A 13,612-nucleotide genomic window follows, 5' to 3' on the forward strand; every position below is an offset into this window, starting at 1 on the left:
AAAGCTTCGGGGAGCTGGCAATCAAGCTTTGATCCGGAGATGTCCGAATGGGGAAACCCGCACAGGCTTAAAACCCTGTCATCCACAGCTGAATAAAATAGGCTGTAGGAAGCGAACCTGGTGAACTGAAACATCTAAGTAACCAGAGGAAAAGAAATCAATTGAGATTCCCGCAGTAGTGGCGAGCGACCCGGGAGTAGCCGATATATGATAGCTGTTTATATAGAAGAACCATATGGAAAGATGGACCGTAGAGGGTGATAGTCCCGTATTCGAAATGTAGACAGTGGTACTAGGTATATCAACAAGTAGGGCGGGACACGAGAAATCCTGTCTGAACATGGGGGGACCATCCTCCAAGGCTAAATACTCGTAATCGACCGATAGTGAACAAGTACCGTGAGGGAAAGGTGAAAAGAACCCCTGTGAGGGGAGTGAAATAGAATCTGAAACCGTGTACGTACAAGCAGTGGGAGCCCTTTTTAGGGTGACTGCGTACCTTTTGTATAATGGGTCAACGACTTACATTCTGTGGCAAGCTTAACCGAATAGGGTAGGCGTAGGGAAACCGAGTCTTAATAGGGCGAATAGTCGCAGGGTGTAGACCCGAAACCAGGCGATCTACCCATGGCCAGGCTGAAAGTTAGGTAACACTGACTGGAGGGCCGAACCCACATCTGTTGCAATAGATGGGGATGAGCTGTGGGTCGGAGTGAAAGGCTAATCAAGCTTGGAGATAGCTGGTTCTCCCCGAAAGCTATTTAGGTAGCGCCTCATGTAATTTACTTCCGGGGGTAGAGCACTGTTTCGGCTAGGGGGTCATCCCGACTTACCAACCCGATGCAAACTCCGAATACCGGAAAGTATTATCATGGGAGACACACAGTGGGTGCTAACATCCATTGTGGAGAGGGAAACAACCCAGACCGCCAGCTAAGGTCCCCAAATTATCGCTCAGTGGTAAACGATGTGGGAAGGCATAGACAGCTAGGATGTTGGCTTAGAAGCAGCCATCATTTAAAGAAAGCGTAATAGCTCACTAGTCGAGTCGGCCTGCGCGGAAGATTTAGCGGGGCTCAAGCGATATACCGAAGCTGCGGATGTGTATTTTAAAATATATGTGGTAGGGGAGCGTTCTGTAAGCCTGTGAAGATGGACTCGTAAGAGCCGTTGGAGGTATCAGAAGTGCGAATGTTGACATAAGTAACGTTAATGCGAGTGAAAGACTCGCACGCCGAAAGACCAAGGTTTCCTGTTCAACGTTAATCGGAGCAGGGTGAGTCGGCCCCTAAGACGAGGCAGAGATGCGTAGTCGATGGGAATCAGGTTAATATTCCTGAACTCTCGTATCATGCGATGGAGGGACGGAGAAAGCTAGACCAGCTGGTGATTGGTATGCCAGTGTAAGCAGGTAGGTAGAGATCTTAGGCAAATCCGGGATCTTAATACTGAGACGTGAATGCGAGGAGCTTACGAGCTCCGGAGTGGTTGATGCTATGCTTCCAAGAAAAGCTTCTAAGCAATAGTGATATGAGAACCGTACCCCAAACCGACACTGGTGGTTGGGATGAGAATTCTAAGGCGCTTGAGAGAACTCGGGTGAAGGAACTCGGCAAAATCGTACCGTAACTTCGGGAGAAGGTACACCTTCCTAGGTGAATGCTTTACGCAGTAAGCTCTGGAAGGTCGCAGTGAAAAGCTGGCTGCAACTGTTTATCAAAAACACAGGACTCTGCAAACACGAAAGTGGACGTATAGGGTCTGACGCCTGCCCGGTGCTGGAAGGTTAATTGATGGGGTTAGCGTAAGCGAAGCTCTTGATCGAAGCCCCAGTAAACGGCGGCCGTAACTATAACGGTCCTAAGGTAGCGAAATTCCTTGTCGGGTAAGTTCCGACCTGCACGAATGGCGCAATGACGGCCAGGCTGTCTCCACCCGAGACTCAGTGAAATTGAAATCGCCGTGAAGATGCGGTGTACCCGCGGCAAGACGGAAAGACCCCGTGAACCTTTACTATAGCTTTACAGTGGATTTTGAATCTTTTTGTGCAGGATAGGTGGGAGGCTTTGAAGCAGCGACGCTAGTTGTTGTGGAGCCATCCTTGAAATACCACCCTGAAAGATTTGGACTTCTAACTTAGGCCCATGATCTGGGCTAAGGACATTGTATGGTGGGTAGTTTGACTGGGGCGGTCTCCTCCGAAAGAGTAACGGAGGAGTACGAAGGTACCCTCAGCCCGGTCGGAAATCGGGCTTATGAGTGCAAAAGCAAAAGGGTGCTTGACTGCGAGACAGACACGTCGAGCAGGTACGAAAGTAGGTTTTAGTGATCCGGTGGTTCTGTATGGAAAGGCCATCGCTCAACGGATAAAAGGTACTCCGGGGATAACAGGCTGATTCCGCCCAAGAGTTCATATCGACGGCGGAGTTTGGCACCTCGATGTCGACTCATCACATCCTGGGGCTGTAGTCGGTCCCAAGGGTATGGCTGTTCGCCATTTAAAGTGGTACGCGAGTTGGGTTCAGAACGTCGTGAGACAGTTCGGTCCCTATCTGCCGTGGGCGTTGGAAATTTGAGAGGAGCTGCTTCTAGTACGAGAGGACCGAAGTGGACGTATCTCTGGTGTTCCGGTTGTCATGCCAATGGCATAGCCGGGTAGCTACATACGGACGGGATAACCGCTGAAAGCATCTAAGCGGGAAGCCTTCCTCAAGATAAGATTTCCCTAGGGGTTTAACCCCTCTGAAGGTCCGTCGAAGACTACGACGTTGATAGGTTGGGTGTGTAAGTGCAGTAATGCATTGAGCTTACCAATACTAATTGACCGTGAGGCTTGACCATATAATAGGTCTTAGACAATTTGTCTTACAATGAGACATGAACGTTTCCAAAGTTAAAACGGAGAATACAGTCTACTTGCTGTTACTAACCAACTAATCAAATTTATTCGTGAGTGGAGTATTTAATACTTCAAACACAAACCAGTTTTCCTGGAGACAATAGCGCTATGGAACCACCTGATCCCGTCCCGAACTCAGAAGTGAAACGTAGCAGCGCCGATGGTAGTGTGGGAGTTCCCATGTGAGAGTAGGTCATTTCCAGGGCTTAATACAGAAACCCCTAGTTCAGTGAACTAGGGGTTTTCTTTTTACTTTGAATTTACAAATTATTAAATATTATCAAAATTGACCTCATAGAATGACTATTAATCATTTTAAAAATGAATGGCAAAATTTTTATATTAGTAGTAGATATGAGGATAAAATAATGGCTGTAACATTAAAAAAAGGTGAAGGTGTTAGTCTTAAAAAGCAAGAGCATGATCTTTCAATTGTGACCATTGGTTTAGGTTGGGATGTAAAAGAGAAGAAAACAGGTTTTTTAAAATCACTTTTTGGTAAAAATGAGGAAGAGTATGATCTAGATGTTATTGCCTTTCTCTGCGATGCTTCAGGTAAAATTGCGAATTGTGGTGAAGTAAGAAATGGTTCTCCTTCATTGTTAAATGGAGATATTGTCTTTTATAATTCAATGCGCCATCCATCAGGTAATGTATGGTTAACAGGCGATAATCGTACTGGTGAAGGTGATGGAGATGATGAGCAAATTATTCTGAAGCTCAATGCATTAGGTAATGAATATCAAAAAATTGTCTTTATTGTCCAAATTTATGATGGTAAACGCCGACAACAACAGTTTGGTGAAGTTGCGAATGCTTTTATTCGAGCGGTAGATGCTAATGACAAGGAGATGGTTCGTTTTAATCTCTCTAATAATCCATCTTTTGATCAAAAATACTCCATGGTCTTTGCCGAATTAGTTCGTGAGGCGGATGGTTGGAAGTTTAAAGCTATCGGCAATCCCTCAATTGCTGATTCTTTTGTTACCCATATTGAGAGTTATTTATAATGCGTAGATTACCTGTATATCTCTTAGTAGATACTTCTGGGTCTATGCGTGGTGAGTCTATCTATGCTGTGAATGTTGGTATTCAATCAATGTTGACAGCATTGAGACAAGATCCTTATGCACTTGAAAGTGTCTATCTTTCTATCATAACATTTGATAATGAAGCTCGAGAGTTCATGTCATTAACGGCATTAGAAGATTTTCGTTTTCAAGATCTTGTGATCCCTCAATCTGGGGGAACTTTTACCGGTGCAGCACTTGAGCTTCTGATGCAATCTCTTGATCGCGATATTCAAAAAACAACCCCGGAAGCTAAAGGAGATTGGCGCCCCATGGTCTTTTTAATGACCGATGGGAATCCTTCCGATCTCTACGCTTATAGTGAAAATTGTCAGCATTTGAAACGTTATAGTTTAGGTTCCGTGATTGCATGTGCTGTGGGTAATAAAGTTGATACTAATCACTTGAAACAATTAACATCACATGTCGTATCTTTGGAAACGCTTGATTCTAGTGCTTTTGCTGGATTTTTTAAATGGGTTTCTGCAAGCGTTGCTTCGGGTAGCATGAGTGCCGGGATTGATCAAAAAGGTTCTGATAACCTACCGCCACCGCCACCTGAAATTCAGTTAGTTCTTTAAGGATCATTTTATGCGAAGATTACCTATATTTTTCTTGCTCGATTGTTCTGAATCTATGGCTGGTGCAAAGCTTGATCATATGAAGCAGGGCTTAAAAAAAATTGTTGAGGATCTTCGCCATGATCCTCATGCTCTAGAAACAGTCTATATTTCAGTGATTGCTTTTGCCGGCAAAGCAAAAACAATTGTTCCGCTGATTGATCTTGTTTCATTTTATCCCCCTGTGTTACCGATTGGTAGCGGTACTTCATTAGGTGCTGCGCTACATGAATTACAAAAGCAGATCGACCTGCAAGTTAAAAAGAGTTCGCCGGAACAGAAAGGGGATTGGAAGCCTGTTGTCTATCTTTTAACGGATGGTTATCCCACAGATGACGTAAAACCTGAAATTGATCGTTGGCATCAATCTTATACGAATAAAGCGAAACTTATAGCGATTAGTATTGGTCAATCGGCTAATTTAGAATTATTGCGTAGTTTAACCCCTGATCTCTTTCTATTTGATGAAACGCAAGATAAGGACTTTAGGCAGTTTATTCAGTGGATCACAGCTTCAATCTCAATGCATAGTCAAAGTGTCGATGGCCAAGTTTCTGAACAAAAAAGTAATATTATCAGCTTAGCTAAATCGAATTTACCGCCTTCGTTTGATGATCAATGTGTTGTATTAACTGGGAAATGTTCAACAACGCAGAAGCCTTATCTGATTAAATATGAGAATTATGACAATATGGTCTATCTCAATAAAGATACCCGTCGACAATATCGCTTACAGGGCTGTTTCTCAGTCGATGAGGATTACTTTGCCTGGAGTGATGATCGAGCTTTTTCGTTATCCATTAATACTCAACAATTATCAGGTTTTCCGAGTTGTCCGCATTGTAGCAATGGCGTAGCGTTTGCCCTTTGTCGTTGTGGGCATTTGCTATGCGTCGGTCAATCCGCTCAAGCACAGTGTCCTTGGTGTCAGCGACATATTCAATTTGATCCAGATAGTGGTAATGAAGATTTTGATGTCTCTCGTGGTCGTGGATAGATGAGGAATTCGGCGGTGGAACAAGATCTATTGACATGGCTAAAAACGCAATTATCTGATGCACAATTTTTGACCTTTTTTGAGAATCCTGAGGCGGTTGAGACGATGAATCGTTGGATTCAACTTGTGAAGCGTGTGCAAGAGATAGAACAATCGGTAACCGATTCTGATGCCATTGCAAGTATTACTTCAGTAAAAAATTATGATGCCCCCCCCTTAATAACGATGGGGCCTGCGATTCAGACTTCATTTGAAAAGTGTGAATTACAAGATCAATCTGAGCAAAAAAATAACCAAAAGAAACAAGCTTTATCGTTACCCACAGCGCTACCGCAAGAAGTGATAGTACAAGATGTGGCAGTTTCAACAGAAGATATTGCAGTGTCAACGGTGATAAATGAGAATCAATCTGCTTTAGGGATTCAATTGGAAGAAACTGTTACGATGCCACCACTCTCTGAGGAGGATGCTTTGAAGCAAATTCAACTGATCTGTAGCAATGGCCGTTCAGATGTACCATACCATTCGGCGATTGAATATCAAGTATTAGCGACCCAACAAGGTATGTTGCCGTTACTCGTGATTGAAGAAGTCACTATTCCTGATGAATTAAAGGGTATCCAGTTTAATCCTGAAACTCAGCGATTAGAAGGTGTTCCTAAAGTTGCCGGAAATTATATTTTAATAGTAAAATGGCATTGGTTACCAAATAAAGCAGCTCATGATGCCAATTCTAGTGGAATAGCAAATTTTAATGTTGAGATTAATCAACCTGTTTCACAAGAGACACCTCTAGAATTAATCATTAACCCTAATCCGGATAGTTTGTGGCAGGATATCCCGGCAGATCACACTGATCCTTATTACAAAGAGAGTACCGCTTTTGATTATTACGTATTACAAACAGGTTATCATTTAGCGGCGGCAAGCCGAAGAGGCCGCTCACATTCCCATGTAGGGAGTTTTCGTGATGATGACTACTATGTTAATGCCCTCAATAATGGTTGGGTCATTATGGTTGTTGCCGATGGTGCAGGGAGCGCTGTCAATTCTCGCAAAGGCTCAGCTATTGCTGTACATAGTGTTGGACAATTTTTTACTAAAAAGCTCAATACAGCACATAATACGAGGTTAGATCGCCAAATAGCTGAATGGCAAATAGATGATCAGCAACAGCTTGGTCTGTTACGGGAATGGTTTAGAGAAGCTTTACTCAGCGCGATAGATGATATTGAAAGTGAAGCTACTATACGTCAATTAGAGGTTAAATCCTATGCGACAACGCTATTGGTGACCTTAGCTCGTCCCATGGGGAATGGTCTATTTGCCGTGAATTGCGCTATTGGTGATGGTGCGATTACCGCTTATGGTGCAGATGGAAAAATTCGACTTTTAAGTACGCCTGATAGTGGTGAATTTGCAGGGCAGACACGTTTTTTAGACCGAAAAACCGTGGTTAGTGAGCAGTTTTTTCATCGTATTACAATAGGTAAATGGCAGGATGTCTCTCACCTTTTACTGTTAACAGATGGTATTACTGACCCGAAATTTGAAACAGAGCAACAATTAATGGTTCCAGCTCATTGGGATGCGCTGATTGCCGATATTACACCAGCGTTAAACAGCGATAATCCTGGAAGTGCTCTATTAGAGTGGATGAAATTTATGTCTCGAGGGCACCATGATGATCGGACGATTGTCGTGTTATGGCAGAAGAAATCGGAGTCAGTAAAGAGAGAAGATCCCCTTCAAGTAGATCACGGATTATGCGAATAGAGGTGCTATAGACGATGGGGAATATTATTCATTGCAAGACGACAACAGAAAAAGCTATCGCTTACGTCGATAAGATTATCGGTTCAGGGACGATGAAAGATGTCTATTTCTCACCGGATCGATCGTATGTTGTTGCATTCTATCAAAAAACACCAGATGCCCAATCGTTAGAACGTCTTGAGATGATCACAGGACGTTATTATCAAAATATCTTTGGACAGACAGGTGGAGAGTATTGGCAAAACCTTTTTTGTTGGCCAACGGATATCGTTCACCATGAAGATAAAGTAGGGATCGTTGTACCGACGTATCAAGATCATTTCTTCTTTCATTATGGGTCTAAAAATAATGATTTTCTCAATATTAAAGGCAAAGAGAAAGAGGGGAAATGGTTTGCTAGCGCGAGTAATCAGCAGAAATTTTTAGATCCTAGAGAGCGCGGTAATTTGCTTACTTATTTGAAAATTACATTACAGTTGAGTCGAGCGGTTCGCCGGATGCATGCCGCGGGCCTTTGTCATAGTGATTTAAGTTATAAAAATGTGCTAGTTGACCCCGAAGGTGGCCATGCTTGTATTATCGATGTCGATGGTTTAGTGGTTCCGGGTAAATACCCACCTGATGTGGTGGGAACCCCTGATTTTATTGCGCCTGAGGTTGTGAAAACAAGCCATCTTGATAAACAGGATCCGACACGAATCTTGCCAAGTATTGCGACAGATCGACATGCATTAGCAGTATTAATCTATATGTATCTTTTTTATCGACATCCGCTTCGAGGCGGTAAAGTTCATGATTTTGAAGATAGTTTACGAGATGAATCTTTAACGATGGGAGAGAAGGCACTTTTTATCGAGCACCCGGCAGATTATAGTAATCATGTTAAGCCTGCGCAAGTGCGTGTGGATGCTTTACCATGGGGAGATCCTGCTAAGATTCCTTATACTGTCAGTGGTCCATATTTGTCGAAACTTTTTGAACGCGCTTTTATTGATGGATTACATGATCCTGTCCAACGTCCTACCGCTGATGAGTGGGAAATGGCGTTAGTCAAGACGATTGATCTTCTTCAACCTTGTCAAAATAGTGAATGTTCATTGGGATGGTATGTATTTTCGGGTAAAACATCCCCACGCTGCCCTTATTGTGACCGTCCTTATATCGGACAATTACCGATTTTAAATCTCTACTCTTCTCGGGGCATGGGTAATTATCGTCCTGATGATCACCGTTTGATGGTTTGGAGCGGGCAGTCACTTTATGCTTGGCATGTGAATCGACTGATAGCGCCGAATGAGCGAACGGCTAGATCATTGAGAAAAAGGGTGGGTTATTTTATTTTCCATCAGGATCGTTGGTGGTTAGTTAATGAAAATATAGATAATCTATTGTTACTACCTGATAAGAGAAAAGTGGAGAAGGGCGATAAGGTAGAATTGGTTGATAATACGCAATTTATTCTTTCTACAGAAGAGGGTGGACGGTTAGTTGTCGTACAATTAATAAATAATTAAGATGGAAATAAATATTATATTTTGTAAAAAATATTTTAAATAAATTGTAATTCGTAAATTTACCGCTTGTAGATAATATTAATGATAATATCTTTTTTATGTTAACTGTTATCTTGTTTTATAGGGGGATTGATGTGGGAAATAGTTAAGCTTGGCATGATCTTGTATCTATTGCAAATACTGCATTGATTGAACCTATTCATATTAAAATGCATCTTTTTGTTAATAAGCCAATCATAATTTCAATTGGTAGAAATTCACACAAGAACAGTGGTAATTCCACCCTGAATATTTACCTAACCTAGTAATGAGCATTTAATTAAGATCTAGATTAGTTACTAAGGTTGATTGAAATCAGAAAAAATTTGATCTCAGGTTTAATAAAATATTTATAGTGAACTAGTAGTATTAAGAAGATAAAATATGAGTAGTGAGAGTATAGGATAAATATGAAGGAAGTGCTATTTTCCCAATCAATGAATGCTGAAAAGAAGGTCTTAACGCAAGGGGTGTTATTCCTTAAGAAGGTCGCAGGTAATTATTCATTAGAGTCACTTATTGAATTAGCTGAACGGCGTAACCCTAAACGGGCATTTCTCTTTGTGAGTAAAATTTTAGGTAAACATATACCTGTGGCGCCGCATAAGATGCGCCAAAGCTATAAAGTATTGAGTGCGCAATTACCGAACTCTATTCCTGGTAAAACACTATTCCTTGGCATGGCTGAAACGGCGGTAGGCCTAGCTGCTGGAGTATTTGAGGAGACCATAAAATATTGTGATGAGGCGATATTATTACTTTCCACGAGACATCAATTAGAGGCTCCATTATTATGTCGATTTAAAGAGAATCATAGTCATGCCTCAGATCATCTAATTCATCTCCCTTTGCATAACCAAATACAATCATTATTTGCCGATATACAAACATTTATTTTAATTGATGATGAGGTGACAACAGGTGATACCTTCAAAAATCTCTTAACCGCATTGATAGCAACAGGAGAGTTCCCAAAATTACAAAAGGTCTATGCATTAACCCTAACGCATTGGAGTGATAAAGAGATTAAAGGTGGTATCTTGCCTATTGAGGCAAAATCACTACTTTTTGGTTGTTGGGAGTGGCAAGCGGATACGCAGGCAATACCGCCTAAAATGCCGAAAGTTAATGCTATAGATGCAGGAACACAACCTATTGTAGGAACCCAAGATTGGGGTAGATTAGGTCGATTTAAACTTAAAAATGATGACAATAATATTCACCAATATTTGATATTATCTCATTGGTTATCGAAAGTATCTCTTCCATTATCTGCGCGAGTCTTAGTATTGGGTACTGAAGAGTTTTTGTGGCCTCCTTTTTTATTCGCTGAAAGTTTAGAGCAGAGAGGTTATGAGGTCTATTTTAGTTCTACAACTCGTTCCCCTATTGCTGAGGGGGGTGCTATTCATTCAGTGATCTCATTTACTGATAACTATGGTCAAGGAATATCTCATTATCTTTATAACGTTGCTCATCAATCCTTTGACTATATATTTCTTTGCATTGAAACGCCGAAGGAGAGTGTTGATTCAACATTATTGCAGACATTAGCTAAAGTAGCTCAGCAAGTAGAAATTTTGATTTATACCGAGTGTTAAACTCAATGTGTCATAGGTTTTATAGAGCCAACAACTCTAACCATCAATCGCATTACGCAGAAGACGATAAATATGCATTATGAACGCCCTGTTGTTTTTACGGATCTTGATGATACCTTGTTTCAAACTTCTCGAAAAATGGATCAAGCTCCCTATGCAATAGGGGCATTTGATCGTAGTGGTAAACCCCGGAGTTTTTTTAACAAGGCTCAATATCAATTTCTGTTATGGCTGTTGAATACTACAGATTTAATACCTGTGACAGCAAGAGGTACGGAAGAAATTGCCCGCGTAAACATCCCTTTTCAATCTTGGCAGATTACGACCCATGGTGCTGTGATTTTAACGCCAGAAGGAAAAATTGATTTACGTTGGAAATCAATTGTCTGCCAATCACTTAAACCTTATGAAACAGATCTCCTCATGATGGCGCAGATGATTACTGAATGGATGGCAATAGATGGAGTGAATGCTTGGGTTCGCCTAAATTTTGAGTACGGGATTCCTATTTATCTTATCATGAAGCATCGAGATAGTTATTGTGTCGATCAGTTATATTCTTTTGCGACTTCCTTACCTTCACGTCTTTTAGCGGAAGGTATTAATCCGGAGCAATTCTATATCCATCAAAATGATAATAATATTGCATGGATACCGCATTCTATTAACAAAGGTGAGGCTGTACTTTGGCTTATTGATCAACTGCATGAAGTTCGAGGAGATTTTCCATTATTAGGTATGGGCGATAGTATTAGTGATTATTGCTTTATGCGTCATTGTTGTTTTTTTACTATTCCTCAACAGAGTCAATTGACTACAAAAATTATCCGTCCTGGGATAGAGAAACAGTGATGATGGGCTTGTCGTTGTTTTTATGGTATTTTTATTTAGAATTTATGGAGTAGAGTGGTATTTATAGTGTCTAATAATTCGACTTTAATTTTAAATACTTCATTGGAAGGTATGAACGGAGAAATGATTTTACAAACTGATAATATGCGAGGATTTTCTGGAGCTTATCGTTGTTCTGATGTGACATTTTTACTCTCTTTGGTTGAAATGGATATGACACCGGTTGCGGAGAAAGAGGTGCTTATTCAATCGGGAAAGAAGCATTATTCAGAAATGTTGAGCGAGGAGCCGGCACCCACAGCACTTCATCTTGAGCTTTTCTCCCAATCTTTACAAGATGCGGGGCCACGTTTAGCACAAGAAGTCGAATATTTAGCCCAACAATTACATCATTACTGCACTTCTGAACCGATTATTCTGATTAGCTTAGTACGAGCTGGCGTACCTTTGGGGGTAATGCTTCAACGAGCTTTACAAGATATTGGGCATGTTTCTTATCACTATGGTATTAGTATCATTCGAGATCGAGGTATTGATGAGGTTGCACTTTCAGAAATCGAAGCACGTCATGGAATGAAAGGACTCTTTTTTGTTGATGGTTGGACAGGAAAAGGCGCAATTTCTCAGCAGTTAGCTAATTCTTTAGCCATGCGGCAAGGCTATTCGGAAAGACCACACCTTGTTGTTTTAGCGGATCCTTCCGGGACTGCATGGCTCTCTGCTACAAAAGAGGATTGGTTAATTCCTTTTGGAATTATGGGGGCACCGGTTTCTGGAATGATTTCCCGCTCTATTTGGCAAACTGATGGTTATCATGGTTGTGTTTATTGTCAGCACTTAGATGATTTTGATTGTAGTCAAAGCTTTGTTGACCAAGTGGATCAATTGCGTCGAGCTTTTACTCTAAATAAGAAACGACAGGTGCCGAAAGAATTTGAATCCATGGCGATGCCATTTGATGATAGTGCTTTTTTTGATGTTAATAAGCAACAGCAACGTTTTGCAAAGACTACTGAAATTATCGAGCGGGTTGCAGCGCGTTATCAAATTGAACAGATTAATCGTATTAAACCCGGTATTGCTGAGGCTACAAGAGCGATTTTACGACGAGTTCCTGAAGTTGTATTAGTACGAACAAAGGATGATCCTGATACAGCATTATTACGCTATTTAGCAAAAACGAAGGGAATTTCTATTACTGAGGTTGGTGATTTTATTGGTCACTACCGCGCATTGACGATTATTAAGAAGGTATTGTAATGAAACAACAACTCTCTCCTTGGCAATTAGGCGCAACGCTCTATATGCCGGCAACGCGTCAAGATCTTTTGGAAGTAATCCTCACACGTAAATATCCACAATTGCGTTCTCTAATTCTCTGTTTAGAGGATTCTGTAAGCGATGCAGATCTTGATTTTGCTATTAATAATCTCCATGCAACATTGATTTCTTTGGCTAAGGTAAAACAATCAGGGGTATATCTAGGAAATAGCGGTGCAGATGAAAAAGTAAATACGAATGTAGCAATGATAACGCCTTTAGTCTTCATACGACCCCGCAATATAGCCATTGCAGAACAGATTATTGCACATATGCCGCTATCTGGAGTTTCTGGATTTGTATTACCAAAATACACTCTTTCAGAAGTAGATGTATGGTGGCGATTATTAGAAAACACAAGTCTCTATTTAATGCCAACTTTGGAAGAGCGTGCAATTTACGATGTGACAAAAATGGAGGAACTTGCAGTAACGTTACGTGACCACCCTTGTTACTCTCGCATTATCGCACTGCGTATAGGAGGGAACGATTTGATGAATGGGCTTCGCCTTCGGAGAGATCGTAATTATACCCTTTATGAAGGCCCTATGGGCTATCTTATTAAAATGTTAGTATCAGTTTTTGCTAGTAAAGGTTTCTATCTGACCGCTCCAGTTTGTGAGCATATTGAATCAGACTTTTTAATTAAAGAACTCGAGCTTGATCTACTTCATGGCTTGGTGGGTAAAACGGTGATTCACCCCACTCAAATCTCTGTTGTTGAAGAAGCTTATCGCGTGCCAAGGCAGAGTTATGAAGAGGCAAAACAGATTCTCTCTGCACAATTCGCGGTGTTTAAAGTAAATGGTTCTATGTGTGAGCCTGTAACGCAATCACAATGGGCTGCTGATATTATTGAACGGGAACGTTTCTTTGGTATAAAAGTTTGATATCAATAATTGGGATACCATAATTTGATCGTAC

Annotated in this window: 9 protein-coding genes and 2 rRNA genes (1 of these 11 running past the window's edge); all 11 read left to right on the plus strand. The window is 41.2% G+C overall.

The window, feature by feature from the left end; translation table 11 throughout:
- Window positions 1-2,841 (plus strand): 23S ribosomal RNA (locus WMO13_RS10010); it begins 71 nt to the left of the window's first position.
- Window positions 2,842-2,989: 148 nt separating this feature from the next.
- Window positions 2,990-3,104 (plus strand): 5S ribosomal RNA (gene rrf / locus WMO13_RS10015).
- A 163-nt stretch (window positions 3,105-3,267) separates the two neighbouring features.
- Window positions 3,268-3,909 (plus strand): TerD family protein, encoded by a 642-nt coding sequence (locus tag WMO13_RS10020; protein ID WP_026878865.1) that lies wholly within the window; start codon window positions 3,268-3,270, stop codon window positions 3,907-3,909.
- The gene (locus tag WMO13_RS10025) at window positions 3,909-4,550 is read left to right on the plus strand and encodes a vWA domain-containing protein (protein ID WP_026878866.1); all 642 of its coding nucleotides are present in this window, start codon (window positions 3,909-3,911) and stop codon (window positions 4,548-4,550) included. The genes WMO13_RS10020 and WMO13_RS10025 overlap by 1 nt, the downstream gene beginning before the upstream one ends.
- Before the next feature lie 10 nt (window positions 4,551-4,560).
- Window positions 4,561-5,586: a TerY-C metal binding domain-containing protein gene (locus WMO13_RS10030; protein WP_026878867.1), complete on the plus strand. Its 1,026-nt coding sequence runs from the start codon at window positions 4,561-4,563 to the stop codon at window positions 5,584-5,586.
- Window positions 5,587-5,601: 15 nt separating this feature from the next.
- Entirely contained in the window at window positions 5,602-7,362 is a 1,761-nt protein-coding gene (locus WMO13_RS10035) for a PP2C family serine/threonine-protein phosphatase (protein WP_051396212.1), read from the plus strand.
- Window positions 7,363-7,376: 14 nt separating this feature from the next.
- On the plus strand, window positions 7,377-8,876 hold the full coding sequence (locus WMO13_RS10040) for a helix-hairpin-helix domain-containing protein (RefSeq protein ID WP_026878868.1): 1,500 nt from the start codon (window positions 7,377-7,379) through the stop codon (window positions 8,874-8,876).
- Window positions 8,877-9,325: 449 nt separating this feature from the next.
- Window positions 9,326-10,516 carry a phosphoribosyltransferase domain-containing protein gene (locus WMO13_RS10045; RefSeq protein ID WP_026878869.1) on the plus strand — a complete coding sequence of 397 codons (1,191 nt, stop codon included), beginning with the start codon at window positions 9,326-9,328 and terminating at the stop codon, window positions 10,514-10,516.
- A 72-nt stretch (window positions 10,517-10,588) separates the two neighbouring features.
- A complete protein-coding gene (locus tag WMO13_RS10050; protein WP_034855658.1) occupies window positions 10,589-11,368 on the plus strand; it encodes a hypothetical protein in 780 nt (259 codons plus the stop codon).
- A gap of 123 nt (window positions 11,369-11,491) precedes the next feature.
- Window positions 11,492-12,628 (plus strand): cysteine protease StiP family protein, encoded by a 1,137-nt coding sequence (locus WMO13_RS10055; RefSeq protein ID WP_026878871.1) that lies wholly within the window; start codon window positions 11,492-11,494, stop codon window positions 12,626-12,628.
- The gene (locus tag WMO13_RS10060; RefSeq protein ID WP_034855660.1) at window positions 12,628-13,578 is read left to right on the plus strand and encodes an HpcH/HpaI aldolase/citrate lyase family protein; all 951 of its coding nucleotides are present in this window, start codon (window positions 12,628-12,630) and stop codon (window positions 13,576-13,578) included. The genes WMO13_RS10055 and WMO13_RS10060 overlap by 1 nt, the downstream gene beginning before the upstream one ends.
- Window positions 13,579-13,612: the final 34 nt, after the last annotated feature.

The sequence above is a fragment of the Ignatzschineria larvae DSM 13226 genome, assembly GCF_038500265.1.
Classification (GTDB): domain Bacteria; phylum Pseudomonadota; class Gammaproteobacteria; order Cardiobacteriales; family Wohlfahrtiimonadaceae; genus Ignatzschineria; species Ignatzschineria larvae.